This window comes from Aquabacterium humicola, assembly GCF_030167915.1.
GTDB classification, from domain to species: Bacteria; Pseudomonadota; Gammaproteobacteria; order Burkholderiales; family Burkholderiaceae_C; genus Pseudaquabacterium; species Pseudaquabacterium humicola.
Genome location: NZ_JARGNB010000002.1, coordinates 637642 through 663985 on the forward strand (window position 1 = coordinate 637642; position 26344 = coordinate 663985).

Sequence of the window (26344 nt, forward strand, 5' to 3'; positions counted from 1 at the left end):
ACCGCCGGCCGCCGAGATCCGATCCACCTCTGACTTCTCAAACGACCCGATGTCTGCCCTGTCTGCCACCGCCGCCCCGCAAGAGATCCTGGCCCGCCCGCCGTTCGAGGGCCGGCTGCTGATCGACGGCCGCTGGACCGATGCCCGCGACGGTGCCCGTCTCGAGCGCCGTTCTCCCGCGCATGACGCGCTTGTTGCCTGTTATGCCCAGGCCGGCGCGGCCGACGCGCGGGACGCGATCGCCGCCGCGCGCCGCGCCTTCGACAGCGGCCCGTGGCCGCGGATGAAGGGCGCCGAGCGCGCTGCGATCCTGCGCCGCGTGGCCGACGGCATCGCCGCGCGCCGCGAGTCCCTGGCGCTGCTGGAAACGCTGGAGAACGGCAAGCCGCTGGCGCAGGCGCGCCAGGAGATCGATGCCGCCGCCGAGCTCTGGCACTACGCCGCGGCGCTCGCGCGCCAGCTGCATGGCGACAGCTACGACACGCTCGGCGAGGCCACGCTCGGCGTCGTGCTGCGCGAGCCGATCGGCGTCGTCAGCGTGATCACGCCGTGGAACTTCCCGTTCCTGATCGTCAGCCAGAAACTGCCGTTCGCGCTGGCCGCCGGCTGTACCACGGTGGTCAAGCCGGCCGAGGTGACCTCGGGCACGACGGTGATGCTGGGCGAGATCCTGCTCGACGCCGGCATGCCGCCGGGGGTCGTCAACATCCTCGTCGGGCCGGGCAGTGTCGTCGGCGAGGAGCTGGTCACCGATCCGCGGATCGACATGGTGTCCTTCACCGGCTCCACGACGATCGGCAAGGGAGCGGTCGCGAAAGCCGCGCGCACCTTGAAGAAGGTGTCGATGGAGCTCGGCGGCAAGAACCCGCAGATCGTCTTCCCGGACGCGGACCTCGATGCCGCCCTCGATGCCGCGGTCTTCGGTGTCTATTTCAACGCCGGACAGTGCTGCAACAGCGGCAGCCGCCTGCTGGTGCACGAAGCCATCGCCGCGGACTTCGGCCGCGCGCTGATCGAGCGTTCGCGCCAGGTGCGCGTCGGCGATCCGCTGCTGCCCGATACGCAGGTCGGCGCCATCACCACCGAGCGCCAGCTGCAGACGATCGATGCCCACGTGCGCGCCGCGCGCGAAGCCGGCGCGCGCGTCGAGCTGGGCGGCTCGACGCTCGCCGGCCCCGGCATGTTCTTCGAGCCGACGGTGGTCAGCGGCGTCTCGCGCGAGATGGCGATCGCGCACGAGGAGGTCTTCGGCCCCGTGCTCGCGGTGCTGCCGTTCCGCGACCTGGACGACGCGGTGGCGCTCGCCAACGGCACCTTGTACGGGCTGTCGGCCGCGGTGTGGAGCAAGGACTTCGACACCTGCGTGACGGCCGCGCGCCGCATCAAGGCCGGCACCGTGTGGGTCAACACCTTCCTCGAAGGCCACGCCGAGCTGCCGTTCGGCGGCTACCGCGAAAGCGGCCTCGGCCGCGAGCTCGGCCGCCAGGCCGCCGAGGACTACACCGAGACCAAGACCCTGCACCTTCACCTGGGCCGGCGCACCGACTGGTGGCTGCCGCGCTGACCGTTCGTTCCCCCCAAGCATGAGGATGGAGACCGTTTCGATGAGCAAGAAGATTCCCGTGACCGTGGCGCTGGGCCTGGTGGCCGGGCTGGCCGCCGGCAGCGCGCGTGCACAGCAGCCGCAGCAGATCGAGGTGCTGCACTTCTGGACCTCCGGCGGCGAGGCCGCCGCGCTGAAGGTGCTGAAGGACCGTGTCGAAGCCTCCGGCTTCGCCTGGAAGGACATGCCGGTGGCCGGCGGCGGTGGCGAGCAGGCGATGACCACGCTGCGCACCCGCCTCAGCGCCGGCGTGCCGCCGACCGCGGTGCTGCTGATGGGCCATGACCTCACCGACTGGGCCAGGCAGGGCGTGCTCGCCGACCTCAATGCGCAGGCCAAGGCCGAAGGCTGGGACAAGTCGGTCCCGCCGGCGGTGCAGAAGTTTTCGAAGTTCAACGGCACCTGGGTCGCGGCGCCGATCAACGTGCACGCGATCAACTGGGTCTGGGCCAACAAGGACGTGCTCGCCAAGGCCGGTGTCACCGCCGAGCCGAAGAGCTGGGACGAGTTCATCGCCGCGGCCGAGAAGGTGCAGAAGGCGGGCTTCGTCGCGCTCGCCCATGGCGGCCAGCCGTGGCAGGAAGCGACGATCTTCGACGGCGTGGTGCTCGCCACCGGCGGCGTCGACTACTACCGCAAGGCCTTCATCGAGCTCGATGCGAAGGCGCTCGGCTCGGCGACGACGGAGCAGGTGTTCCATCGCATGGGCCAGTTGCGCAAGCTGGTCGACAAGGACTTCTCGGGCCGCGACTGGAACATCGCGTCGAGCATGGTCATCAGCGGCAAGGCCGGCTTCCAGATCATGGGCGACTGGGCCAAGGGCGAGTTCGTCAACGCCAACAAGGTGCCGGGCAAGGACTTCCTGTGCTTCCCGCTGCCGGGCACCGCGGGCATGGTGTCCTACCTCTCGAACCAGTTCGCGATGTTCAAGGTCAAGGGCGACAAGGCCGCCGCGCAGGCCCGGCTGGCCGCCGAGATCATGAATCCCGAGGTGCAGTCGGCCTTCAACGTGCTCAAGGGCTCGGTGCCCGCACGCAGCGACGTGGCCGACAAGGCCTTCGACGCCTGCGGCAAGCGCGACATGAAGGAGCTGGCCGCGGCGACGAAGAACGACACGCTGGTCGGCTCGATCGCCCACGGCCACGCGGTGCCGGCCTCGATCAAGAACGCGTTCTACGACGTGATCACGCGCCACTTCAACGGCCAGCTCGACGACAAGAAGGCCGTCGCGGCGCTGCTTTCCGCTGCGAAGCAGTAACCCCCCGGATACAGGACAGGAGACGACGATGTTGCGGAATTCGATGACCCTCGCGATCGCCGCGGTGCTGGCGGCACCGGCCCTCGCGCAGACCGCGCAGCAGGTGGAAGTGCTGCACTGGTGGACCTCCGGCGGCGAGGCCGCGGCACTGAAGGTGCTCAAGAGCAACCTCGAGAAGGACGGCGTGGGCTGGAAGGACAGCCCGATCGCCGGCGGCGGCGGCGAGCAGGCGATGACCGCGCTGCGCGCGCGCGTCAGCGCCGGCATCCCGCCCACGGCCGTGCAGATGCTCGGCTTCGACATCCACGACTGGGCCAAGGACGGCCGCCTGGCGAACCTCAACGACCTGGCGGCCAAGGAAGGCTGGGACACCAGCGTGCCGCCCGCGCTGCAGAAGTTCTCCAAGTTCAACGGCAAGTGGGTGTCGGTGCCGGTGAACATCCATTCGACCAACTGGGTGTGGGCCAACAAGGAGGTGCTCGCCAAGGCCGGCGTCACCGCCGAGCCCAAGACCTGGGACGAGTTCATCGCCGCGGCCGAGAAGGTGCAGGCGGCCGGCTTCGTCGCCATCGCGCACGGCGGCCAGCCGTGGCAGGAGGCAACCGTGTTCGACGGCGTCGTGCTCGCCACCGGCGGCACCGACTTCTACCGCAAGGCCTTCGTCGACCTCGACAGCGCGGCGCTCGGCTCGGCGACGATGGACAAGGTGTTCCAGCGCATGAGCCAGCTGCGCAAGCTGGTCGACAAGGACTTCTCGGGCCGCGACTGGAACGTCGCCTCCGGCATGGTCATCAGCGGCAAGGCCGGCTTCCAGATCATGGGCGACTGGGCCAAGGGCGAGTTCGTCAACGCGAAGAAGGTGCCGGGCAAGGACTTCCTGTGCTTCCGCGTGCCGGGCAGCCAGGGCACCGTGTCCTTCAACTCCGACCAGTTCGCGATGTTCCTGGTCAAGGGCGCCGACAAGGTGGCGGCGCAGCAGAAGCTCGCCGCGGCGATCATGGACAAGGGCTTCCAGTCCGCGTTCAACGTCGTCAAGGGCTCGGTGCCCGCGCGCACCGACGTGTCCGACAAGGACTTCGACGACTGCGGCAAGAGGGGCATCAAGGACCTGGCCGAGGCGGCGAAGAAGAACACGCTCGTCGGCTCGATCGCCCATGGCCACGCGGTGCCCGCGTCGATCAAGAATGCGTTCTACGACGTGATCACGCGCCACTTCAACGGCCAGATCGACGACAAGAAGGCCGTAGCGGGCATGGTCGCGGCGGCGAAGCAGTGACAGCAGCGACGTAAGGGCCCGCCAGCGGCCCCACGTGTCTCAAACCGCCGGCTCACCCGAAGGGAGGGGGCGCCGGCCAAGGCGGAGCCTTGCCATGCGCGCAGGCCTATTGCCGCGGCTGCTCATCAGCCCCAGCGTGCTGCTGGTGCTGGTGTGCGTCTACGGCTACATCATGTTCACGCTGTACCTGTCGTTCACGTCGTCGACGCTGATGCCGGTGTACGACCTCGCCGGTGCCGGCAGCTACCGGCGCCTGTTCGGACTGGAGAACTGGTCGGTGTCGGTCGGCAACCTCGGCCTCTTCGCCGGGCTGTACATCGGCGTGGCGATCGTCATGGGCCTGGGCCTGGCGATCCTGATCGACCAGCGCCTGAAGGCCGAAGGACTGTTCCGGTCGATCTTCCTGTACCCGATGGCGCTGAGCTTCATCGTCACCGGCACCGCCTGGAAGTGGCTGCTCGATCCGGGCGTCGGCATCGAGCGCACGGTGCGGTCCTGGGGCTGGCAGGACTTCTCGTTCAACTGGATCAAGGACAGCGACATGGCGATCTACTGCATCGTCATCGCCGCGGTGTGGCAGACGGCGGGCTTCGTGATGGCGCTGTTCCTCGCCGGCCTGCGCGGCGTCGACGCCGAGGTGGTCAACGCGGCGCGCGTGGACGGCGCGCGCACCTGGCAGATCTACCTGCGGATCATCATCCCGCAGCTGGGCCCGGTGTTCCTGTCGGCCTTCGTGATCCTGGCGCACATGGCGATCAAGTCCTACGACCTCGTCATCGCGCTGACCAACGGCGGCCCCGGCCGCTCGACCTGGCTGCCCTCGGTCTTCATGTACCAGTACACCTTCACCCGCAACGAGATGGCCGTCGGCGCCGCCAGCGCGATGCTGATGCTGCTGGCCATCGGCATCGTCGTGCTGCCCTACCTGGTGGGCGAGTACAGGAAGGTGCGCCGTGGCTGACTCCGATCGCAAGCCCCTGTCGCTGCAGCGCTTCGCGCTGTACGCCGTGCTGTGCCTGCTGGCCGCGCTGTTCCTGCTGCCGGTGTACGTGATGGTCGTCAACTCGCTGAAGCCGCTGGACGAGATCCGCGGCGGCAACCTGCTGGCACTGCCGATCGCGTGGACCGCCGAGCCCTGGTTCACCGCCTGGAGCACGGCCCAGATCGGCGTGCAGCCGGTGGGCCTGAAGCCGTACTTCGTCAACTCGTTCCTGATCGTCGTGCCGGCGGTGGTGATCTCGGCGCTGATCGGCGCGCTCAACGGCTACATCCTCACGCAGTTCCGTTTCCGCGGCGCCAACCTGCTGTTCGCGGCGATGCTGTTCTCGGTCTTCATCCCCTACCAGGTGGTGCTGATCCCGATGGCCAAGACGCTGGGCACGCTGGGCCTGGCCGGCACGATCGCCGGGCTGGTGCTGGTCAACGTGGTGTACGGCATCGGCTTCACGACGCTGTTCTTCCGCAACTACTACGCGGCCTTCCCGCCCGAGCTGGTGCGCTCGGCGCGCATGGACGGCGCCGGCTTCTTCGGCGTGCTGTGGCACATCCTGCTGCCCAGCAGCGGGCCGATGATCGTCGTCACCGTCATCTGGCAGTTCACCAACATCTGGAACGAGTTCCTCTTCGGCGCGAGCTTCAGCGACTACGCCTCCTACCCGCTGACGGTGGCGCTGAACAACCTGGTCAACAGTTCCACCGGGGTCAAGGAATACAACGTCCATTTCGCCGGTGCGTTCATCGCGGCCATACCTACGCTCGTGGTGTACCTGGTCTCCGGCAAGTACTTCGTCCGCGGCCTGATGGCCGGGTCGGTCAAGGGATAAAGCGATGGCATCGCTCGACCTCATCAACATCCACAAGAGCTTCGGCGGCACGCACGTGCTGCACGACATTTCCATCGGCCTGGCCGACGGCGAGTTCCTGGTGCTCGTCGGCCCGTCCGGCTGCGGCAAGAGCACGCTGATGAACATCATCGCCGGCCTCGAGGAGCCCTCCGGCGGCCTGGTGCGCCTGGGCGGGCGCGACATCACGCAGGCCGGTCCCGCCGACCGCAACATCTCGATGGTGTTCCAGAGCTACGCGCTCTACCCGAACATGACGGTGGCCAAGAACATCGAGTTCCCGCTGCAGATGCGCAAGGTGCCGCGTAACGTCCGTTCGGAGCGTGTCAACAGCGTCGCGAAGCTGCTGCAGATCGAGCACCTGCTCGAGCGCAAGCCTCGCCAGCTGTCCGGCGGGCAGCGCCAGCGCGTGGCGATCGGCCGTGCGCTGGCGCGCGATCCGCAGCTGTACCTGTTCGACGAACCGCTGTCGAACCTGGACGCCCAGCTGCGCCTGGACATGCGCACCGAGATCAAGAAGCTGCACCAGCGCCTGAACGCGAGCATCGTCTACGTCACGCACGACCAGATCGAGGCGATGACGCTGGCCACGCGCATCGCGGTGATGAAGGGCGGGGTGTTGCAGCAGCTGGGCACACCGCACGAGGTCTACAACCGGCCGGCCAATACCTTCGTCGCCGGCTTCATGGGCTCGCCGCGCATGAACCTGGCCCGCGCGCGGCTGCAGGCGGCCGACGGCGCGCTGGCGCTGGACATCCAGATCGGCGACCGGCCGCGCGCACTGATCCCGCTGCCCGCCTCGGTGCCCCAGGCCCTGCACGCATTCGCCGGCCGCGAGGTCGTCGCCGGCATCCGGGCCGAGGCGATCAGCGTGGCCAACGGCGCCGAGGTGGGCCCGAACACGCGATTCGTCGATGCGCAGGTCGAGGTCATCGAGCCGACCGGCGCCGACACGCTGGTGGTGCTGAACCTCGGCGGCCACGAGTTCACGGCCCGGCTCGACCCCGACGTTCAGCTCGCGCCGGGGCAGTCGGCGCGCTTCGCGGTCGACCTCACCAAGCTGGTCTGCTTCGACCCGCAGACCGAAGCGCTGATCGCCTGAACGCGCGATGGCCAGCGAGGAGTACGACGTGGTCATCATCGGCTCGGGCGTGGGCGGTGGCGCGGTCGCGCACCAGCTCGCCGGCAGCGCCGCGCGCGTGCTGGTGCTCGAGCGCGGCACCGAGCTGCCGCACGAGCCGCAGAACCGCGATGCGGAGGCGGTGTTCTGCGAGCACCGCTACCGGACGACCGAGACCTGGACCAGCGGCGCGCGGCGCTTCCGGCCCGGCCAGTTCTATTTCGTCGGCGGCCACACCAGCTTCTACGGCGCGGCGATGTTCCGCCTGCGCGAGCGCGACTTCGAGGCCACCGAGCACGAGGACGGCCTGTCGCCCGCCTGGCCGATCGACTATGCGGCGCTCGAGCCCTGGTATGCGGTCGCCGAGCGCCTGTTCGGCGTGCATGGGGCTGCCGGCCTCGATCCGTGCGAGCCCTGGCGTTCGGCGCCGTATCCGCACGGCCCGGTGCCGCATGAGCCGGTGATCGCCGAGATCGAGCAGCGCCTGCGTCGTCGCGGCCTGCAGCCGTTCCCGATGCCCATCGCCATCGACCTGCACGAGGGCGGCCGCTGCGAGCGCTGCAGCACCTGCGATGCGTTTCCGTGCCTGGTCGATGCCAAGGGCGATGCGCGCACGCGCCTGCTGGCGCCGGCGCTGCGCCAAGCCAACGTGACGCTGCGTACGCAGGCGCTGGTCACGCGGCTGGTCACCGACAGCAGCGGCCGGCGCATCGTCGCCGCCGAAGTGGTGCGCCACGGCGAGCGGCAGAAAGTGCGCGGGCGCCACTTCGTGCTGGCCGCCGGCGCGATCAACTCCGCGGCGCTGCTGCTGCGCTCGGCCACCGGCGCATTTCCGCAGGGGCTGGCCAATCGCAGCGGCACGGTCGGGCGCCACTTCATGAACCACAACTGCACTGCGCTGATGGCGATCGATCCGGCGCGGCGCAACGAGACGCGGCTGCCGAAGACCCTGGCGCTGAACGACTGGTACTTCGGCGATGCGGCGCGCGGCGAGCCGCCGCTGGGCCACCTGCAGTTGCTGGGCAAGGTCGGCGAGCCGATGCTGCGCGGCGCGATGCCGCGCTGGGTGCCGCGCGCCGCGCGCGAATGGCTGGCGGCGCACAGCGTCGACTGGTACGCGATGTCCGAGGACCTGCCGCATGCCGACAGCCGGGTCGGCCTGAACAGCGACGGCAGCATCGACCTGCAGTGGCGGCGCACCAACCAGCGCACGCACCGGCGCCTGGTCGCGAAGGCCTGCGGCCTGATGCGCCGCATCGGCTACCCGCTGGTCTTCGGCAAGCCCTTCGGCCTGGAGAGCCCGTCGCACCAGTGCGGCACGGTGCGCTTCGGCAACGATCCGGCGCAGTCCGCGCTCGACCCCTGGTGCCGGGCCTGGGACCACGACAACCTGCACGTGGTCGACGCCAGCTTCTTCCCGTCCTCGGGTGCCGTGAATCCCGCGCTGACGGTGGCCGCGCAGGCGCTGCGCGTCGGGCATCACCTGCGCGGCGAGGAGCTGCAATGAGGCCCGTGGCGCTGGTCACCGGCGCGTGCCGCGGCATCGGCGCGGCGATCGCGGTGGAGCTCGCCGCGCGCGGCTTCGACCTCGCGCTGGCCGATCGCGACACCGGCAACGGCGACGCGGTGCTGGCAAAAGTGCAGGCCCACGGCGCGCGCGGCCGGCTGTTCGCCTTCGACCTGGCCGAGATCGAGGCCCACGAGGCGACGCTGGACGCGATCGACGCGTGGGGCGGCAAGCCCGCCTGCCTGGTCAACAACGCCGGCATCGGCTCGCCGCGGCGCGGCGACCTGCTCGACGTGGCGCCCGAGGCCTTCGACGTGGTGCTGGACGTCAACCTGCGCGGCACCTTCTTCCTGACGCAGGCGGTCGCACGGCGCATGCTGCGCCTGCCGGCCTCGGCACGCGCCACCATCGTGACGATCTCGTCGGTCAGCGCCGAGCTGGCCTCGGTCGAGCGCGGCGAGTACTGCCTGTCCAAGGCCGGTCTCGGCATGCTGACGCGGCTGTTCGCGCTGCGGCTGGCGGCGCACGGCATCGGCGTCTTCGAGGTGCGGCCCGGGATCATCCGCACGCCGATGACCGAGGGCGTGGCCGCGCGCTACGACGAGCGCATCGCGCAGGGGCTGGTGCCGGCCGGCCGCTGGGGCCAGCCGGAGGACGTGGCGCGCGCGGTCGCGGCGTTGGCGACCCAGGACCTCGCATTCGCCACCGGATCGGTGGTGCACGTGGACGGGGCGCTGTCCCTGCCCAGGCTATGAATCACAAGACCTACGACTACATCATCGTCGGCGGCGGCTCGGCCGGCTGCGTGCTGGCCCATCGGCTCAGCGCCGACCCGGCCGCGAGCGTGCTGCTGCTGGAGGCCGGCGCCGGCGACCGGCATCCGTTCTTCCACTGGCCCGCGGGTTTCGCGAAGATGACCAAGGGCATCGGCTCCTGGGGCTGGAGCACCGTGCCGCAGCGCCACCTCGGGGGCCGCGCGCTGCGCTTCACGCAGGCCAAGGTGATCGGCGGCGGCTCCTCGATCAACGCGCAGATCTATACGCGCGGCCATCCGAGCGACTACGACACCTGGGCGGACGAGGACGGCGCGCGCGGCTGGGGCTACGAGGACGTGCTGCCTTACTTCCGCCGTGCCGAGGACAACGAGCGTTATGCCAACCGTTACCACGGCGAAGGCGGACCGCTCGGCGTGTCCAACCCGATCAGCCCGCTGCCGATCTGCGAAGCCTTCTTCCGCGCCGGCCAGGTCATGGGCATCCCGTTCAACCCGGACTTCAACGGCGAACGGCAGGCCGGGCTCGGCTACTACCAGCTCACGCAGCGGCAGGCGCGCCGGTCGTCGACCGCCACCGCCTACCTGCATCCGGTGCGCGCGCGCGCCAACCTGGCGGTGACGCTGCAGGCGCAGGCCACGCGCGTGCTGGTCGAGCGCGGCCGTGCTGTCGGCGTCGAGTTCGCCGACCGCGGCTCGCAGCTGCAGCAGGTGCGCGCCCGGCGCGAGGTGATCGTCGCGTCCGGTGCGATCGGTTCGCCGCGGCTGCTGATGCTGTCGGGCATCGGGCCTGCGGACCACCTGCGCACCGTGGGCATCGATGTCGTGCACGCGCTGCCCGGCGTCGGCGGCAACCTGCAGGACCACCTCGACCTCTTCGTCATCGCCGAGTGCACCGGCGACCACACCTACGACAAGTACAACAAGCCGCACCACGCCGCCTGGGCGGGCCTGCAGTACCTGCTGTGGCGCAAGGGGCCGGTGGCGTCGAGCCTGTTCGAGACCGGCGGCTTCTGGCATGCCGACGGCCAGGCGGGCGCGCCGGGCGCGGCGCCGGACATCCAGTTCCACCTCGGCCTGGGCTCGGGCATCGAGGCCGGCGTCGCGAAGATGCGCCACGCCGGCGTGACGCTGAACTCCGCCTACCTGCGCCCGCGTTCGCGCGGCACCGTGCGCCTGGCCAGCGCCGACCCGAAGGCCGCGCCGCTGATCGATCCGAACTACTGGGCGGTGCCGGAGGACCGGGTGCAGGCGCTCAAGGGGCTGAAGCTCGCGCGCGAGCTGCTGCGCCAGGCGCCGCTGGCGCGCTACGTGCGCAGCGAGCTGCTGCCCGGGCCGGGCATGATCACGGACGAGGATCTGTTCCGTTATGCCTGTGCGCACGCCAAGACCGACCACCATCCTGTGGGCACCTGCCGCATCGGCGCGGAGCACGACCCCGCCGCCGTCGTGACGCCGGCGTTGAAGGTCCTCGGCATGGACGGGCTGCGGGTGGTCGACGCGTCGGTGATGCCGCGCGTGCCCTCGTGCAATACCAACGCGCCGACGATCATGGTGGCCGAGCGGGCCGCCGACCTGATCCTCGGCCGCATCCCAGACGTTGTCGCGGAAGTTGCCGCAGAAGGTTCCCCCACATGAAGATCCTGCTTCCGCAGGCCGACGGCAGCCTGGCCACGCACGTGATGAAGGCCGCGCCGGTCGCCGTGCCGGCGCAGCGGCCGCCGTTCAACCGCATCGCCTACGCGGCGGCGCACGTGGTGATCGACCCGGTCGCCACCGCCGATCCCTGGGACGCCGAGGCAGCGATCGACTGGGAGGCGACGCTCGCCTTCCGCGACCACCTGCACGGGCTGGGTTTCCGCATCGCCGAGGCGATGGACACCGCGCAGCGCGGCATGGGCCTGGGCTGGCCGACCGCGCGCGAGCTGATCCGCCGCTCGCTGCGCCATGCGCGCAGCTCGGGTGCCGAGCTGGCCTGCGGCGTCGGCACCGACCAGCTGGCGCCGGCCGCCGCGCGCACGATCGGCGATGTCGAACGTGCGTACCACGAGCAGCTCGACGTCGTCGAGGGCGAGGGCGGCCGAGTGATCCTGATGTGCAGCCGCGCGCTCGCCGCGGTTGCGCGAAGCGCGTCGGACTACACCGAGCTGTACGGACGATTGTTGCGGCGGGTGAAGCAGCCGGTGATCCTGCACTGGCTGGGCGAGATGTTCGACCCGGCGCTGGCCGGCTACTGGGGCTCGGGCGACATCGCGCAGGCGCTGGACACCGTGGCCGACCTGATCGCGCGGCATGCCGACAAGATCGACGGCATCAAGGTCTCGCTGCTCGACGCGCGCTGGGAGCTGGCGCTGCGCCGGCGTCTGCCGCCGGGCGTGCGCATGTACACCGGCGACGACTTCAACTACGCCGAGCTGATCGAGGGCGATGCCACGGGCTTCTCGCACGCGCTGCTGGGCATCTTCGACCCGATCGCGCCCGCGGCGTCGGCGGCGCTGTCGGCGCTGGCCGTCGGCGATGCGGCACGGTTTCGGGCGCTGCTCGATCCCACCGTGGCGCTGTCGCGCGAGATCTTCCGCGCGCCGACGCGGCACTACAAGGTCGGCGTGGTGCTGCTCGCGTGGCTGAACGGCCACCAGCGCCACTTCTCGATGGCCGGCGGCGTGCAATCCGCGCGCGGCATCGTGCATTGCGCGCGCGTGTTCGAGCTTGCCGATGCCTGCGGCGTGCTGCGCGATCCGGCGCTCGCCTGCCATCGCATGCGCCAGCTGCTGGCGGTCGGCGCGGGCATCGAGGCCTGAAGGTGCCGCTCATGGACCTGCGCCACGTCGTGCTGCTGCGCTTCGCCGACGGCACCGATGCCGACGCGGTGGCCCGCCTGCAGGCGCACTTCGTCGGGTTGAGGCGGGAGATCGAGGGCATCAGCGCGGCCGAAGCGGGGCGCAACGTCAGCCCCGAGGGCCTCGACCGCGGATTCACGCATGCCTTCGTGATGCACTTTCGCGACGACGCGGCGCGCGACGCCTACCTGCCGCATCCGGCGCACCAGGCCTTCGTCGACGCGCTGCGGCCGGTGCTGGGCGACGTGCTGGTGATCGACTACCGGCCGGACACGCTGCCATGAACCCGAAGCCGCTCGACATGCCGCCGGCCGTGCAGTGCCTGATCGACCTGTACCGCGCGATGGTGGACGAGGCCGATCCGGCGCGGGTTGTGCCGGCGCACCTGCCGCCGCCGCCGGCTGCCGGACGCACCGTGGTCGTCGGCCTGGGCAAAGCCGCCGCATCGATGGCGCGGGCGCTCGAAGCGCACTGGCCCGCACCGCTCGAAGGGGTCGTCGCGGTGCCCACCGGCTGCGCCGTGCCGCTGCGTCGATTGCGCGTCATCGAGGGCAGCCATCCGGTGCCCGATGAACGCAGCGTGGTCGCGGCGCAGGCCCTGCTCGATGCCGTGAGCGGGCTCGGGCCCGACGACCTGGTCATCGCGTTGATTTCCGGCGGCGGGTCGGCGGTGTGCGCATTGCCCGCGGCCGGCCTCACGCTGCAACATAAGCAGCGCATCACGCGCGAGCTGCTGGCCTGCGGCGCCACGATCGACGAGATCAACACGGTGCGCCGGCACCTCTCGGCCTTCAAGGGCGGGCGGCTGGCGCTGCAGGCCTGGCCGGCGACAGTCGTCTCGCTCGTCATCTCGGACATTCCGGGCGACGACGCGACGCTGGTGGCGTCCGGCCCGACGGCCGCCGACGACACGACCTGCGCCGACGCGCTGGCGCTGCTGCGGCGCTACCGCATCGAGATCCCGGCCGCGGTGCACGAGGGCCTGCAGCGGGGACGGTGGGAGACGCCGAAGACGGGTGATCCGCGGCTGCAGAAGACGCGCATGACCCTGGTGGCCGATGCCTGGCGTGGCCTGCAGGCGGCGGCCGAGCTCGCGCGCCGCCGCGGCGTGCGCGCGCACGTGCTGTCGGACGCGATGGAGGGCGAAGCGAAGGACCTGGCGCGGGCCCACGCCGCGCTGGCGCTGTCGGTGGCCACGCGCGGCGAGCCGTTCCAGGCCCCCTGCGTGCTGTTGTCCGGCGGCGAAGCGACGGTGACGCTGCGCGATGCCGAGGCGGCCGGAAGCGGTGGCCGCAACACGGAGTTCGCGCTGGCGCTGGCGATGGCGCTCGATCGCCGGCCCGGCACGGCGCGCATCCACGCGCTGTCGGCCGGCACCGATGGCATCGATGGCCGGGCCGGCGCCGCGGGGGCCTGGATCGTGCCGGGCTTGCTGGATGCGGCGCGGCGGGCGGGCCTGGATGCCCGCGCGAGCCTCGACCGCAACGACAGCGCCACGCTGCTGGGAGCGATGGGGTGTCTGCTGTCGACCGGTCCGACGTTGACGAACGTGAACGACTTCCGGGCCGTGTTCATCGAGGCGCCGAGATGAGCGCGCCGGCCGACCTGGGCGCGCCGGCCCGTCGATCGGCAGGCCATCCGTGGCGCCTGCAGCATGCCTGGCACGGCGCCGCCGACCGGGGCGCGCTGGCCCTGTCGCGGGCACGGCTGCAGGCCTGCGGCATCGATCTCGTCGACGCGCAGCTGGCGGCGACCGCCGATGCGACGAAGCTGCATGGCGCCGCGTTGCTCGAGGCGGTGCAGGGGACCGGACGCCGGCCGCTCGAACTGGACGAGGTCGCGTGCACCGGGGACTGGGCCTCTCGGCTGCCGGCCTGCGTGCAGCGCTTCATGGTCTCGCCCGCGGGTCGGTGGCACGGGATTCCGCTGGGCATTCACCGCAGCAATGCCGTGTGGGTGTCGTCGCGCATCGCCGGCGGCATCGGCGCTGAACCGCCGGAGGACTTCGAGGCCCTGCTGCGCTGGCTGGGCGCGGCCCGCGCGTGGACGACGGCAGCACCGCTGGCGGTCGGGCGCGAACCGTGGCAGGTCGGCCTCCTGTTCGAATCCGTCCTGCTGGCAGTGAGCGGCCCGCTGGCCTATTTCCAGGCCCTGTGTCGGCTCGATGCGGCGGCCTGGCAGGGGCCGGCGATCACCCGCGCGTTGGACGCCATGAGCGCGCTGCGCGACTTCACAGCCGACGAGGCGCTCGACGGTCCCTGGCAGGAGCAGCGCGCGCGCGTGGTCCGCGGCGAGTGTGCCCTGCAGGTGATGGGCGACTGGAGCAGCGCGCTGTCCGACGAGCCGCTCCTCGAGTGGCCCATGCCCGGCCGCGCCGGCGACTTCGTCGCGGTGGTGGACTTCATCGTGCCGTGGTACGGCAGCGATCCGCAGCTCGCCGCCGCGGCGGCGCGTGCGCTCAGCGCGCCGCTGCAGCAGCGCCGCTTCGCGCAGGCCAAAGGGTGCCTGCCGGCCTTCGTCGACGGCACGACCGGCGTGGCCGGCCTGCCCGGCCAGGCGCAGGTGCTGCCATCGCTGGCGCTCGAGCAGTGCCAGCCCGCGGCCAAGGCCGCTGCGTTGCTCGCCGTGCTGGCCGAGCACTTCGTCGATCGCCGCGCGTCGCGCGACACCGCCGCCGCCCTGGCGGCGGTAGCCCGTCACCTGTCCTGAAACCCATGCGCCAAGCGTGCAGCGCCTGCGACTTGTTCGCGAATTGGAACGTTCCATCGTAGAACCCGTTCCCCCGTCGGTGCAGGAGGCACCGCCATCCACCCCGGCCGCGAGGCCACGACCCACCCGAGAGGAGAAGAGATGAAGAACCGCAACCGAGCCCTGGCAGCACGAACGGCCGCAGCGGCAGCGTTGGGATTGATCGGCGCCGGCGCGGCGCATGCGCTGGACTACAGCGGCTACTTCCGCGCCGGTCCCGGCCTCGCGTCGCAGGACGCGTCACGGGCCTGTTATGGATTGAACGGCGGCAGCAGCGGCATGAAGTACCGGCTCGGCAACGAGTGCGACTTCTACGGCGAGTTCGTGCTGAGCCAGCCGTTCTCCAAGGACGGCATCGAATACCGCGCGACGCTGATGGTCAACCACTGGACGCCGGCGACCGAGCCGGCCGGCGGCAAGGGCTTCGACCAGAACCTGCACGTCGAGCAGATGTTCGCCGAGGCCAAGGGCTTCGACATCGCGCCGCAGGCGACCTTCTGGATCGGCAAGGAACGCGGCCGGCGCGTGGACGTGCACATCGTCGACACCTTCTTCACCGAGATGACCGGCGTCGGCGCCGGCTTCAAGGGCCAGCCGCTGGGCGCGGGCAAGTTCGGCGTCGCCTACTACCGCACCGACAGCGACGCGGCCAGGCCGGGCAACCGCGTCAACCTGGAGTACGTCGGCCTGCCGGCCAATGCCGATGGCCAGCTGAACTTCTTCGTCACCGCCACCAAGGGCGATTTCGCCGACGGCAAGAGCGGCTTCGGGCTGACGCTGCGGCACGACCAGGGCAAGCTCTTCGGCACCGGCCTGTCGAACACGCTGTGGCTGCAGTTCGCGCAGGGCTCGGCCGGGCTCAACTCCAACTTCGGCGATCTCACGGCGGGTTCGGCGGCGAAGAGCTGGCGCATCGTCGAGTCCTTCAACGGCCAGAGCGGCGCGCTCGGCGGCCAGGCGATGCTGCTGCTGGCGAGCGAGAAGGACCGCAGCGGCAAGAAGACCGACTCCAGCAGCCTCGGCGGCCGCGTGTCGTATGCCTTGTCGCGCAACTTCAAGATGGTGGCCGAGCTCGGGTACTCGCAGTTCAAGCCGCAGGGTGGGCAGACGGCGAAGCTGACCAAGCTGACGATCGCGCCGACGCTGTCGATCGGCCCGGACTTCTGGAGCCGCCCGGAGTTCCGGCTCTACGCGACCAGCGCGAAGTGGAACCGCGCGGCCGGCAACGTGACCGGGCAGGACGCGTTTGCCAACCGCACGTCCGGCACCAGCTACGGCGCGCAGGTGGAGTGGTGGTTCTGATCGCTTGAACCCCGGCGAGCCAGGGCAGGCCGTCGTCCGACGGCGTTCCGCACGGGTCGCTGCCCTCGCAGCGGCCGCGGCCCGTGCTCCCTTTTCGAACGAAAGGCGTGCGATGCGTTCGATGTTGGCGTTCGCGGCGGCTGCAGCCCTGGCGGCTGTGCCGCACGCATCGGCGGGCGAGGTCGAGGTCCTGCACTGGTGGACCTCCGGCGGCGAGGCCCGCTCGGTCCAGTCCCTGAAGGACATGCTGGCCGGGCAGGGGCACCAGTGGCGCGACTTCGCGGTGGCCGGCGGTGCCGGCGGCGAGGCGATGGCCGCGCTGCGCTCGCGCGTGCTCGCCGGCCGGGCGCCCGCGGCCGCGCAGATCAACGGCACGGCACTGCAGGAGTGGGGCCGCATGAAGGTGCTGGCCAATCTGGATGACGTGGCGCGCGAGCAGCAGTGGGACGTGCGGCTGGTGCCGCTGATCGCGCAGGCGATGAAGGTCGACGGCCACTATGTCGCCGCACCGGTCAACGTGCATCGCATCAACTGGCTGTGGATCAACCGCGCGCTGCTCGATCGCGTCGGCGGCCGCACGCCGCAGACCTGGGACCAGTTCTTCGCGCTGGCCGACAGGCTGCAGAAGGCCGGCTTCATCGCGCTGGCGCACGGCGGCCAGCCGTGGCAGGACTTCACCACCTTCGAGACGGTGGCGCTGGGCGTGGGCGGGGCAGAGTTCTACCGCCGCGCGCTGGTGCGGCTGGAGCCCGCGGCGCTGAAGAGCGACACGATGGCCCGCGTGCTGGCCACCTTCCGCCGGCTCAAGGCCTACACCGACGCCAAGGCGCCGGGCCGCGACTGGAGCGCCGCCACCGGCATGGTCGTGCGCGGCGAGGCCGGCATGCAGCTGATGGGCGACTGGGCCAAGGGCGAGTTCATCGCGGCGGGCAAGCAGCCGGTACGCGACTTCATCTGCGCCTCCGCGCCCGGCAGCGATCGAGCCTACAGTTTCACGGTGGACAGCTTCGCGATGTTCAGGCTGAACGACGCCGTCGCGGTGCAGGCGCAGACGGCGCTGGCGCGAACGATCATGGATCCGCGCTTCCAGGAGACCTTCAACCTCAACAAGGGGTCGATCCCCGCCGGCCTGGGCGTGGAGATGGGGCGCTTCGACCACTGCGCGCAGGAGTCGAGCGCCTATTTCGTCGCCTCTTCGATGATCGGCACGCTCGTGCCGTCGGTGGCGCACAAGATGGCGCTGCCCGAACGCACGGCCGCCCGGCTGCGCGACGTGGTGTCGCGGTTCTGGAACCACGATGCGACGAGCGTGGACGACACGATGGCGGCACTGCTGCACGCGGCGCGGGAGTAGTTCGAACCGGAGGAACTCCGATGTCGGCAAAGAAGCTGGTGCTGTTGTGCTGGTGGGCGCTGGTGCTGCCGGTGCTCGCGGCCGAACCGCTCGACGTGGTGTATCCGCAGGTCGAGGAACGCCCGCCCGGCGACTACGGCTACGCGCTGCTCGAGCTGGCGTTGATCAAATCGGGGGTGCCCTACCGGCTGCGGATGTCGGACGCGCCGATGAACCAGGAGCGCGCGCGCACCGAGCTGGCCGGCGGGCGGGTGTCGGTCATCGACTTCGGCGCCGCGCCCGAATTCGAGCAGCGCTTCAAGGCGGTGTACTTTCCGATCGACCGCGGCCTCAGCGGCTATCGGCTGCCGATCATCCATCGTGCGCAGGCGCCGCAGTTCGCGCGCATCCGCAGCCTCGACGATCTGCGGCAGCGGGTGGCGGGCCAGGGACCGGGCTGGGCCGACGCCCGCGTGCTGGAGGCCGCGGGCATCCGCGTCGTGTCGGCCGAGTTCCGCCAGCTGTTCCGCATGGTCGATGCGCAGCGCTTCGATTTCTACCCGCTCGGGCTGGAGGAGGCGCACGGCCTGCTCGAACGGCATCGGTCCGAGGCGCCCAACTCGATCGTCGAGGGCACGCTGGCGCTGCACTATCCGTTCGCGCGGCTGTTCTTCGTGAACAGCGCCGACGATCGCCTGCACGACGCGCTGGCCGCCGGGCTGCAGAAGGCATTCGCCGACGGCAGCTTCCAGTCCATGCTGGAGAACAACGCGCTGGTGAAGGCGAGCCTCGCGCGCGCCGCCATGGCCCGCCGCACGATCATCGACATCGACAACCCGCTGCAGACCCCGGCGTTCCGGGCGATTCCGCGCGAGTACTTCATCCGCTTCGTCGCCGAGCCGGCAGCGCGCGCGCCGGTGAACCCGGAGCGCCGTTCGGGCCGGCCATGAGCCGCGTGTTCCTGCGCCACCACTGGACATCGCCTTCGGAGCGAGCGGGGGTTCGGGTCGTGCGCGGGGCGCTGGAGTCCGCGGGCTTGCGCTGGGTCGACACGGTCCACGCCGCCTCGGTCGTGCTGGCCAAGCTGCCGGCCCAGGGCGTGTGGGCCGGCGTCACCGGCAGGGGCCCGCGTCCGGTCGACCTCGGTCGATTCCTGACGCCCTACGACATCGAGTCCCGCGTTTTCCCGCACTTCATGGCGGTGATGGCGCCGTCGCAGCTGTCGCTGTACGGCGTGCCGATCGGCGTGTTCCGCAGCAACTGCGTGTGGGTGCATGCCGGGCTGGCGCAGCGCCTGGGCGCGCGGCCCGAGAGCATCGTCGAGTGGATCGACTGGCTCGACCGCGCGAGCGCGCTGGTGCCGCATCCGCTCGGACTGGGGCGCGAACCGTGGCAGGTGTGCCTGCTGTTCGAAGCGCTGGTGCTCGGACTGTGCGGCGTGGACTTCCATCGCCAGGCCTTCGGCATGGGCGTCGCGGAAGCGCTGTCGGCACCGTGCATGCGGCAGGCGCTGGTCGTGCTCGGCAGCCTGCGTCGATTCGTCGCGGACGACTGCGTGAACCACTCGTGGCACGTGCTCGCGCGCGACGTGCAGGCCGGCCGCTGCGCCGCGGTGGTCATGGGCGACTGGCTGCGCAACGAGTTCGACGGCGACCCGCCGAAGTCCGAGTCGACAGCGGCCAAGTGGCTCATGCCCGGCACCGAGAACTGCTACCTGTACAACGTCGACTACCTGACACCGATCGTGGTGCCCGGGCAGACCCTGGACCGCGGCGGCCTGGCGATGGTCGCGCGCGCGCTGCTCGACGCCGACGTGCAAGGACAGTTCGGCCGCGCCAAGGGTGCGCTGCCGGCGGTGCGGGACGCCACCGGCCTGCCGGTCGACATCGAAGGCTGGCGCCTGCTGCACCTGTCCTCGCTGAACCCGGATCTGCTGGTGCCGTCGATGACCTTCGAGCAGGCGACGCCGCGCGGCATGCGCGACGCGATCGCGATGGCCGTGAAGCGCTTCTTCTTCCACCGGGCCGGCCTGGCGGACACGCTGGAGGCGATCGCGCGTGCCGGGTCCCTGGCCCACTGAGCGGCCTGGACCCCGCCGCTACAATCGCCGGCTTCCCTCGCAGTCCCGCTCGCGTCCTCCACCATGTCCGCACCCGTCTCGTCCAACCCGTCGATGTCCGCGCCGAACGCGCTCGAAGCGGAGCTGGCGGCGCTGCTGGTCGAAGCGCTGAACCTCGAGGTCCAGCCGGCCGACATCGATCCCACCGCGCCGCTGTACGGCGACGGGCTGGGCCTGGATTCGATCGACATCCTCGAGCTCGCGCTCGAGGTGTCGCGCCGCTACGGCTTCCAGCTGCGCTCGGACGACCAGAACAACCACCTGATCTTCCAGTCGCTGCGCAGCCTGGCCGGCCACGTCGCCACGCACCGCACGGTCTAGAGAGGGCCGAGCTGCGGAGTGCGCCGTGACGCTGCGCCTGCTGCTGGGCTTCGGCGCGCTGCTGGCCTATGCCGCGCTGTCGCACTGGTCGATGCTGCACGCGGCCGATGCGCCGTGGGCGGTGGCCGCGATCTTCGGTCCGCTGCTGCTGCCGTGCCTGGCCTTCGCCTGGCGGCGCGGCAACGTGCTGGTCGCCGGGCTGACTCTCGCCGCGCTGACGGCGCTGGTCTTCATCGTCGCGGCCGGCGGCCTGGGCGACGTCAAGCGCCTGTACCTCGCGCAGCATGCGGGCGTGCATGCGGCGCTGGGCCTGGGCTTCGCGGCCAGCCTGCGCGGACCCGGGCTGCCGCTGATCAGCCAGGTCGCGCGGCGCGTGCACGGCGGCCGCATGGGGCCCGAACTGCTGGCCTACACGACGGCCGTGACCCGGCTGTGGACCGGCTACTTCTTCGGCATGGCGGGTCTGTCGGCGATCGTCTTCGTTTGGGGATCGTGGGATGCCTGGTCGCTGCTGGCGAACCTGCTGACGCCGGCGACGATCGCGCTGCTGTTCGTCGGCGAGCACTGGCTGCGCTACCGCCTGCACCCGGAGTTCGAGCGCGTCTCGATCGCCGACGCGGTGCGGGCATTCCGGCAGCAGCCGTGACCGCATGATGTCGACGAACCTGCTGCCCTTGCTGGCCGGCCACGATGCCGGTTCGGTGGTCGCCTGGCGCGACGGCCGCGCGATCAGCGCCGCGCAGTACCTGGCCGACGTGCGGGCCTTCGCCGCGCGGCTGCCGGCCGCCGGTGCGGCCGTCAACCTGTGCACTGACCGTTATGCCTTCGCGGTGGCCTTCGGGGCCGCGCTGCTGCGCGGACGGACCAGCCTGCTGCCGCCGAACGCGCGGCCCGAGACGCTGGCCTCGCTGCACGCGGCGCAGGGTGCGCTGTTCGTCGCCAGCGACGATCCCGGGCAGCGGGTGCCCGGCTGCGACACGCTGGTGCCGACGCTCGGCACCGACCCGGCCGGCGGCTTCGAGCCGGTGAACGCCGAGGGCGACCTGAGCGCGGCCTGCCTGCTGACGTCCGGCTCCACCGGCGTGCCGCAGCCGCACGCCAAGACCTGGGCCCAGCTGCATGCCAACTCCGCCGGTGCGCGCGAGCGCCTGGCCGAACTGCTGCAGCGGCCCTCGATGGCCGGCCTGGGCATCGTCTCGACGGTGCCGACCCAGCACAGCTACGGCTTCGAGTCGGCGCTGCTGCTGGCGCTGCACGGCGGCGCGGCCTTCCACTCGGGGCGTCCGTTCTACCCGGCCGACATCGTGCAGGCGCTGGCCGAGGTGCCGCGGCCGCGCGCGCTGGTGACGACGCCCTTCCACCTGAAGGCGCTGCTCGGGGCCGGGATCGAACTGCCCGCCATCGACGTGCTGCTCAGCGCCACCGCCCCGCTGTCGCCGCAGCTCGCGCGCGAGGCCGAGGCGCGCTCCGGCGGCGCGTTGATCGAGATCTACGGCTGCACCGAGGCCGGCCAGGTCGCGACGCGCCGCACCGCGGCCAGCGAGCACTGGACCACCTTCGGCGAGCTGCGGCTGACGCACGAGCCGGCGACGGGCGATGCCGACGAGCGCTTCGTCGTGCGCGGCGGCCATGTGCTCGAGCCGACGCCGCTGGCCGACGTGCTGAAGCTCGACGATGCGCGCCGCTTCCTGCTGCTCGGCCGCGCCAACGACCTGATCCACGTCGCGGGTCGGCGCAGCTCGCTGGGCCACCTGAACTTCCACCTCAACAGCATCGAAGGCGTGCAGGACGGCGCGTTCTGGCTGCCCGACGACGTGCCCGACGGTGTCGTGCGGCCGGTGGCCTTCGTCGTCGCGCCGGAGCTGACGGCCGCCGCGATCATGGCCGGCCTGCGGGCGCGGCTCGAAGCGGTGTTCGTGCCGCGGCGCATCGTGCATGTGGATGCGCTGCCGCGCGAGGCGACCGGCAAGCTGACGCAGCGCGCGCTGCGCGAATTCGCGCTGGCGCAGCTTCCGCGCGATGGCCGGCACTGAGGCGCTGCGGCGGCAGCTGCGCGTGCCGCCCGACCATCCGGCCTTCGCCGGCCACTTTCCGGGCCGGCCGATCCTGCCGGGCGTCGCGCTGCTGGCCGAGGTGATCGAGACGCTGCGCGCGCACGGGGCCGGCGGCGAGGGGGCGGTCACGGTGCAGGCCGCGAAGTTTCTCGCGCCGGTCGGACCGGGCGCCGAGCTGACGATCACTTTGCACGTCAGCGCACGCGGCGGCTGGCGCTTCGAGGTGCAGGCCGACGGCGTGCTCGCCGCCAGCGGCAGCGTCGGGCCCGGCAGCGCCGACCCGGCAGGCGGCGCATGAAGGCCGGCTGGGCGGCCGAGCGCGAGCGCAGCAATGCGCTGGCGCTGCGGGTGATGACATGGATCGCGCTGAGGCTCGGCCGGCGGATCGCGCGCGGCGTGCTGCACGGCATCGCCGCGTACTTCGTGCTGTTCGCGCCACGCGCGCGCCGCGCCAGCGCGGCCTACCTGCAGCGTGTCTTCGGCCGGCCGGCGCGCTGGCGCGAGCTCTACGCCCATGTGTACTGCTTCGCCGCGACCATCCTCGACCGCGTCTACCTGCTGCGCCGCCAGACCCGCTGGCTGCGGCTCGAGGTGCGCGGGCACGAGGTGATCGCGGACGTGCTGGCCGAAGGCCACGGCGCCTTCCTGATCGGCGCGCACCTCGGCAGCTTCGAGGTGCTGCGCGCCACGGCGGCGACCGAGCGGCCGGACCTGCGCCTCGCGATGGTCATGTACCCCGACAACGCGCGCCTGATCAACGCCGCGCTGGCGGCGATCGCGCCCGATGCGGTGCCGGACATCATCGCGCTCGGCCGGCCCGAGGCCATGCTGCAGATCCGGGACCGCCTGGCCGAGGGCACGCTGGTCGGCATGCTCGGCGACCGCGTGCTGCACGACGACGCCTCGGCGCGTGCGCAGACGCGCCGCATCGCCTTCCTCGGCCGCGAGGCCGAATGGTCCGACGGTCCGTTCCGCCTCGCCGACCTGCTGCGCCAGCGCATCGTGACGATGGTGGGCCTCTACCTCGGCGGCGACCGCTACGAGGTGCGCTTCGCGCCGCTGGCCGATTTCCGCGCGCGGCCGGCGAACGCCGCCGAGCGCGAAGCCCGCATCGCCGCGGCGCAGGCCGCCTACGTCGCCCACCTAGAATCGCTGTGCCGCGAACAGCCCTACAACTGGTTCAATTTCCATGACTTCTGGCGTGAAGATCCGCGCTGAACTGCTGCTGGCGGCGCTGCTGACGGCCGCTCCGGCCGCGTTTGCGCTGGACGCGCCCGAGCTGATGACCCTGCTGGCGGCCAAGCGCAGCGGCGAAGCGCGCTTCACCGAACAGCGCGAGGTCAAAGGCCTCGATGCACCGCTGAAGAGCAGCGGCACCTTGAGCTTCGCGGCACCCGACCGCTTCAGCCGCAGGACGCTGGCGCCGCGCGCCGAAAGCATGGAGGTGGTCGGCAACATCGTCACGCTGACCCGCAACGGCCGGTCGCGCAGCATGGCGCTGGATGCCGCGCCGGAGACCGAGGCCATCGTCGAATCGGTGCGCGGCACGCTCACCGGCAACCTCGCCAGCCTGCAGCAGCACTTCCAGGTCGCGGTGCAGGGCAGCGCCGAGCAGTGGACGATGGAGCTGAAGCCGCTGACGCCGCGCCTGCAGGTGATGCTCGCGGCCGTGCGCATCGCCGGCCAGCGCGGCGAGCTGCGCAGCATCGAGATGCGCATGGCCGACGGTGACCGCTCGGTGATGCAGATCGAGCCCGTCGCGGCCGCGAAGCAGTGAGTGCCGCGGACGCGCGGCCGTTGCGCCGCGCCACGGTGCTCGCCGTCTGGGCGCTGGCGATGGCCGCCGCGCTGTGGCTGATCGCCCGCACGCCGTTCAGCGCCGACCTGTCGGCCTTCCTGCCGCGGTCGCCCGAACCGGCGCAGCGTGTGCTGCTCGAGCAGCTGCACAGCGGCGTCGCGGCACGCACGCTGCTGCTGGGCATCGAAGGCGGCACCGCGCCCCAGCGCGCCGAGGCCTCGCGGCGCCTCGCCGCGACGCTGCGCGCCAGCGGCCGCTTCGAGCAGGTGCACAACGGCGAGCAGCAGGCCTGGGCGGCGGCCGGCGAATGGGTCTTCCGCCACCGCTACCACCTGAGCCCCGCGGTGACGGCCGAGCACTTCAGCGTCGAGGGCCTGCGCGCCGCGATCGACGACACGCTGTCGCTGCTCGGCACGCCGGCCGGCGCGCCGTTCAAGCCCCTGCTCGAGCGCGACCCGACCGGCGAGGCGCAGCGCATCGCCGAGGCGCTGCTGCCGGCGCAGGCGCCGCGCAGCGACGACGGCGTGTGGGCCTCGCGCCGGGCGCCCCGCGCGGTGCTGCTGCTGCAGGGCCGCGCCTCCGGCGGCGACCTCAACGCGCAGGCGGCGCTGATCCGGTTCGTGCGCGACAGCTTCGCCGCGGTGCAGCGCGAGCCGGGTCTCGCACCGCTGCAGCTGAAGCTCACCGGCGCACCGCTGTTCGCCGTCGACAGCCGCGAACGCATCGAGGGCGAGGTGGTCGAGCTCGCGCTGGTCGGCACGCTGGTGATCGGCCTGCTGCTGCTGCTGGCCTTCGGCTCGCTGCCGGCGGTGGCCATCGCCTTCGTGCCGGTGGCCACCGGCGTGGTGGCCGGCATCGCGGCGGTGGCGCTGGGCTTCGGCTCGGTGCACGGCATGACGCTGGGCTTCGGCAGCACGCTGATCGGCGAGTCCGTGGACTATGCGATCTATTACCTGATCCAGGCGCGTGCCGCGGCCGGGCCTGCGCTGGCCGGCGCGGGCTGGCGCAGCTGGCTCGCGCAGCAGTGGCCGACGGTGCGGCTCGGGCTGCTGACCTCGATCTGCGGTTTCGCGGCGTTGCTGATGTCGGGCTTTCCGGGGCTCGCGCAGCTGGGGCTGTTCTCGATCGCCGGCCTTTGCGGCGCGGCGGCGGCGACGCGCTGGCTGCTGCCGGCGCTGCGGCCCGACGGGGCGGCGGGGCAGGGGCTGCGGCGTCGGCTCGGCGCGGTCGCGGCCGTCGGCATCGTCCGGCTGCAGCGCCTGCGCCGGGCCGCGTGGCTGCTCGCCGCGCTCGCCATCGCCGTGCTGGCCTGGCCGCGCGGTCCGCTGTGGCACGGCGACCTCTCGTCGCTGAGCCCGGTGCCCAAGGCGGCGCTGGCGCTGGATGCCGAGCTGCGCGCGGACCTGTCGGCCAGCGATGCCGGCACGCTGGTCGTCGTGCAGGCCGACAGCGCCGAGGCCGCGCTGCAGGCGGCCGAGGCGGCCGGCGCGCGGCTGGATGCGCTGGTCGCCGACGGTCGCCTCGGCGGCTACGACAGCGCCGCGCGCTGGTTGCCGAGCCTGGCGACGCAGCGCGCGCGCATCGACAGCCTGCCCGACGCGCAGACCCTGTCCACGCGCCTGGCCGAGGCCACGGCCGGCGGCCCGCTGAAGGCCGAGCGCCTGCAGCCCTTCATCGCCGAGGTGCAGGCCGCGCGCGGGCTGCCGCTGGTCAACCCTGCGGCCTTCGCGACGACGCCGCTGGCGCCGCTGCTGGACGCGCTGCTGTTCCAGCGCAGCGGCACGGCGGCCGAGCGCGGCTGGGTCGCGCTGCTGCCGCTGCAGCCGGGCCCGCAGCCGCTGGATGCCGCGGCGGTGCAAGGCGCGCTGCAGGCGCTGCCGGCGGTGCAGGTGGTCGACATCGGCCAGGCGCTCGGCGACCTGTACCAGCGCTACCTGCGCGAGGCGCTGTGGCAGTCGCTGCTCGGCGCCGCGGCGCTGGTGGTGCTGCTGGCGGTGGCGCTGCGGTCGGCGCGGCGGCTCGTCGGGCTGTGCGTGCCGCTGGCGCTGGCGGTGCTGCTGACGCTGGCCGGCCTGGCGGCCGCCGGCGTGCCGCTGGGCATCCTGCACCTCGTCGGCCTGCTGCTGGTGATCGCGGTCGGTTCCAACTACGCGCTGTTCTTCGACCAGCTCACGCAGGGCGGCCCGGCCGATGCCGACACGCTGGCCTCGCTGCTGCTGGCGAATGCGACGACGGTGATCTCCTTCGGGCTGATTGCCATGTCGAAGATCCCCGCGCTGGCCGCGATCGGGCAGGTGGTGGCGCCGGGCGCGCTGCTGGCGCTGCTGCTGTCGGCGGCGTGCATTCGGTCACGAACGGATACCGGCTCGCGCTGACCCAGCGTCCCCCGCCTCGGGGATGTCCCGAGGGCCGGCGTGGGCCGGGCGCCACAGGCGGAATGGGAAAATCCGCG

General features: G+C 71.7%; 24 protein-coding genes. All 24 read left to right on the plus strand.

Going from position 1 to position 26344, the window contains the following annotated elements:
* The first annotated feature begins 49 nt into the window (after positions 1 to 49).
* On the plus strand, positions 50 to 1564 hold the full coding sequence (locus P1K89_RS13180) for an aldehyde dehydrogenase family protein (protein ID WP_284616912.1): 1515 nt from the start codon (positions 50 to 52) through the stop codon (positions 1562 to 1564).
* A 40-nt stretch (positions 1565 to 1604) separates the two neighbouring features.
* Positions 1605 to 2861: an ABC transporter substrate-binding protein gene (locus P1K89_RS13185; protein ID WP_284616913.1), complete on the plus strand. Its 1257-nt coding sequence runs from the start codon at positions 1605 to 1607 to the stop codon at positions 2859 to 2861.
* Between the two features lie 28 nt (positions 2862 to 2889).
* Positions 2890 to 4137, plus strand: a complete 1248-nt coding sequence (locus P1K89_RS13190) for an ABC transporter substrate-binding protein (RefSeq protein WP_284616914.1) — start codon at positions 2890 to 2892, stop codon at positions 4135 to 4137.
* Between the two features lie 94 nt (positions 4138 to 4231).
* Entirely contained in the window at positions 4232 to 5098 is an 867-nt protein-coding gene (locus P1K89_RS13195; RefSeq protein ID WP_284616915.1) for a carbohydrate ABC transporter permease, read from the plus strand.
* A gap of 16 nt (positions 5099 to 5114) precedes the next feature.
* Positions 5115 to 5960, plus strand: coding sequence for a carbohydrate ABC transporter permease (locus P1K89_RS13200; RefSeq protein WP_284617495.1), 846 nt, complete (start codon positions 5115 to 5117; stop codon positions 5958 to 5960).
* A gap of 4 nt (positions 5961 to 5964) precedes the next feature.
* Entirely contained in the window at positions 5965 to 7080 is a 1116-nt protein-coding gene (locus tag P1K89_RS13205; protein WP_284616916.1) for an ABC transporter ATP-binding protein, read from the plus strand.
* Between the two features lie 7 nt (positions 7081 to 7087).
* On the plus strand, positions 7088 to 8605 hold the full coding sequence (locus P1K89_RS13210) for a GMC oxidoreductase (RefSeq protein WP_284616917.1): 1518 nt from the start codon (positions 7088 to 7090) through the stop codon (positions 8603 to 8605).
* On the plus strand, positions 8602 to 9360 hold the full coding sequence (locus P1K89_RS13215; protein ID WP_284616918.1) for a 3-ketoacyl-ACP reductase: 759 nt from the start codon (positions 8602 to 8604) through the stop codon (positions 9358 to 9360). Before P1K89_RS13210 ends, P1K89_RS13215 begins: the two co-directional genes overlap by 4 nt.
* On the plus strand, positions 9357 to 11015 hold the full coding sequence (locus tag P1K89_RS13220) for a GMC family oxidoreductase (RefSeq protein WP_284616919.1): 1659 nt from the start codon (positions 9357 to 9359) through the stop codon (positions 11013 to 11015). The genes P1K89_RS13215 and P1K89_RS13220 overlap by 4 nt, the downstream gene beginning before the upstream one ends.
* Entirely contained in the window at positions 11012 to 12178 is a 1167-nt protein-coding gene (locus P1K89_RS13225; protein ID WP_284616920.1) for a dihydrodipicolinate synthase family protein, read from the plus strand. The genes P1K89_RS13220 and P1K89_RS13225 overlap by 4 nt, the downstream gene beginning before the upstream one ends.
* An 11-nt stretch (positions 12179 to 12189) precedes the next feature.
* The gene (locus tag P1K89_RS13230; RefSeq protein WP_284616921.1) at positions 12190 to 12501 is read left to right on the plus strand and encodes a Dabb family protein; all 312 of its coding nucleotides are present in this window, start codon (positions 12190 to 12192) and stop codon (positions 12499 to 12501) included.
* A complete protein-coding gene (locus P1K89_RS13235) occupies positions 12498 to 13808 on the plus strand; it encodes a glycerate kinase type-2 family protein (RefSeq protein WP_284616922.1) in 1311 nt (436 codons plus the stop codon). Before P1K89_RS13230 ends, P1K89_RS13235 begins: the two co-directional genes overlap by 4 nt.
* Positions 13805 to 14926 (plus strand): hypothetical protein, encoded by a 1122-nt coding sequence (locus P1K89_RS13240; protein ID WP_284616923.1) that lies wholly within the window; start codon positions 13805 to 13807, stop codon positions 14924 to 14926. Before P1K89_RS13235 ends, P1K89_RS13240 begins: the two co-directional genes overlap by 4 nt.
* 141 nt (positions 14927 to 15067) lie before the next feature.
* The gene (locus tag P1K89_RS13245) at positions 15068 to 16267 is read left to right on the plus strand and encodes a maltoporin (protein ID WP_284616924.1); all 1200 of its coding nucleotides are present in this window, start codon (positions 15068 to 15070) and stop codon (positions 16265 to 16267) included.
* A 112-nt stretch (positions 16268 to 16379) separates the two neighbouring features.
* A complete protein-coding gene (locus P1K89_RS13250; protein WP_284616925.1) occupies positions 16380 to 17621 on the plus strand; it encodes an ABC transporter substrate-binding protein in 1242 nt (413 codons plus the stop codon).
* 20 nt (positions 17622 to 17641) lie between these two features.
* Positions 17642 to 18550, plus strand: a complete 909-nt coding sequence (locus P1K89_RS13255; RefSeq protein ID WP_284616926.1) for a transporter substrate-binding domain-containing protein — start codon at positions 17642 to 17644, stop codon at positions 18548 to 18550.
* A gap of 86 nt (positions 18551 to 18636) precedes the next feature.
* A complete protein-coding gene (locus tag P1K89_RS13260; protein ID WP_284616927.1) occupies positions 18637 to 19680 on the plus strand; it encodes a hypothetical protein in 1044 nt (347 codons plus the stop codon).
* Between the two features lie 63 nt (positions 19681 to 19743).
* Complete coding sequence (locus P1K89_RS13265) at positions 19744 to 20040, plus strand: phosphopantetheine-binding protein (RefSeq protein WP_284616928.1); 297 nt, start codon at positions 19744 to 19746, stop codon at positions 20038 to 20040.
* A gap of 25 nt (positions 20041 to 20065) precedes the next feature.
* A complete protein-coding gene (locus P1K89_RS13270) occupies positions 20066 to 20686 on the plus strand; it encodes a COG4648 family protein (protein ID WP_284616929.1) in 621 nt (206 codons plus the stop codon).
* Positions 20687 to 20690: 4 nt separating this feature from the next.
* Positions 20691 to 22073 (plus strand): AMP-binding protein, encoded by a 1383-nt coding sequence (locus tag P1K89_RS13275; protein ID WP_284616930.1) that lies wholly within the window; start codon positions 20691 to 20693, stop codon positions 22071 to 22073.
* Complete coding sequence (locus P1K89_RS13280; protein ID WP_284616931.1) at positions 22060 to 22392, plus strand: 3-hydroxyacyl-ACP dehydratase FabZ family protein; 333 nt, start codon at positions 22060 to 22062, stop codon at positions 22390 to 22392. Before P1K89_RS13275 ends, P1K89_RS13280 begins: the two co-directional genes overlap by 14 nt.
* Positions 22389 to 23312, plus strand: a complete 924-nt coding sequence (locus P1K89_RS13285) for a lysophospholipid acyltransferase family protein (protein WP_284616932.1) — start codon at positions 22389 to 22391, stop codon at positions 23310 to 23312. Before P1K89_RS13280 ends, P1K89_RS13285 begins: the two co-directional genes overlap by 4 nt.
* Complete coding sequence (locus P1K89_RS13290; RefSeq protein WP_284616933.1) at positions 23296 to 23871, plus strand: LolA-related protein; 576 nt, start codon at positions 23296 to 23298, stop codon at positions 23869 to 23871. Before P1K89_RS13285 ends, P1K89_RS13290 begins: the two co-directional genes overlap by 17 nt.
* Positions 23868 to 26267, plus strand: coding sequence for an MMPL family transporter (locus P1K89_RS13295; protein ID WP_350081218.1), 2400 nt, complete (start codon positions 23868 to 23870; stop codon positions 26265 to 26267). The genes P1K89_RS13290 and P1K89_RS13295 overlap by 4 nt, the downstream gene beginning before the upstream one ends.
* Positions 26268 to 26344: the final 77 nt, after the last annotated feature.

Bases quoted from the DNA above. Each gene is read 5' to 3' on its own strand.
- P1K89_RS13180 (WP_284616912.1), top strand. From the start codon at position 50: ATGTCTGCCCTGTCTGCCACCGCCGCCCCGCAAGAGATCCTGGCCCGC.
- P1K89_RS13185 (WP_284616913.1), top strand. From the start codon at position 1,605: ATGAGCAAGAAGATTCCCGTGACCGTGGCGCTGGGCCTGGTGGCCGGG.
- P1K89_RS13190 (WP_284616914.1), top strand. From the start codon at position 2,890: ATGTTGCGGAATTCGATGACCCTCGCGATCGCCGCGGTGCTGGCGGCA.
- P1K89_RS13195 (WP_284616915.1), top strand. From the start codon at position 4,232: ATGCGCGCAGGCCTATTGCCGCGGCTGCTCATCAGCCCCAGCGTGCTG.
- P1K89_RS13205 (WP_284616916.1), top strand. From the start codon at position 5,965: ATGGCATCGCTCGACCTCATCAACATCCACAAGAGCTTCGGCGGCACG.
- P1K89_RS13210 (WP_284616917.1), top strand. From the start codon at position 7,088: ATGGCCAGCGAGGAGTACGACGTGGTCATCATCGGCTCGGGCGTGGGC.
- P1K89_RS13215 (WP_284616918.1), top strand. From the start codon at position 8,602: ATGAGGCCCGTGGCGCTGGTCACCGGCGCGTGCCGCGGCATCGGCGCG.
- P1K89_RS13220 (WP_284616919.1), top strand. From the start codon at position 9,357: ATGAATCACAAGACCTACGACTACATCATCGTCGGCGGCGGCTCGGCC.
- P1K89_RS13225 (WP_284616920.1), top strand. From the start codon at position 11,012: ATGAAGATCCTGCTTCCGCAGGCCGACGGCAGCCTGGCCACGCACGTG.
- P1K89_RS13230 (WP_284616921.1), top strand. From the start codon at position 12,190: ATGGACCTGCGCCACGTCGTGCTGCTGCGCTTCGCCGACGGCACCGAT.
- P1K89_RS13235 (WP_284616922.1), top strand. From the start codon at position 12,498: ATGAACCCGAAGCCGCTCGACATGCCGCCGGCCGTGCAGTGCCTGATC.
- P1K89_RS13240 (WP_284616923.1), top strand. From the start codon at position 13,805: ATGAGCGCGCCGGCCGACCTGGGCGCGCCGGCCCGTCGATCGGCAGGC.
- P1K89_RS13245 (WP_284616924.1), top strand. From the start codon at position 15,068: ATGAAGAACCGCAACCGAGCCCTGGCAGCACGAACGGCCGCAGCGGCA.
- P1K89_RS13250 (WP_284616925.1), top strand. From the start codon at position 16,380: ATGCGTTCGATGTTGGCGTTCGCGGCGGCTGCAGCCCTGGCGGCTGTG.
- P1K89_RS13255 (WP_284616926.1), top strand. From the start codon at position 17,642: ATGTCGGCAAAGAAGCTGGTGCTGTTGTGCTGGTGGGCGCTGGTGCTG.
- P1K89_RS13265 (WP_284616928.1), top strand. From the start codon at position 19,744: ATGTCCGCACCCGTCTCGTCCAACCCGTCGATGTCCGCGCCGAACGCG.
- P1K89_RS13275 (WP_284616930.1), top strand. From the start codon at position 20,691: ATGATGTCGACGAACCTGCTGCCCTTGCTGGCCGGCCACGATGCCGGT.
- P1K89_RS13280 (WP_284616931.1), top strand. From the start codon at position 22,060: ATGGCCGGCACTGAGGCGCTGCGGCGGCAGCTGCGCGTGCCGCCCGAC.
- P1K89_RS13285 (WP_284616932.1), top strand. From the start codon at position 22,389: ATGAAGGCCGGCTGGGCGGCCGAGCGCGAGCGCAGCAATGCGCTGGCG.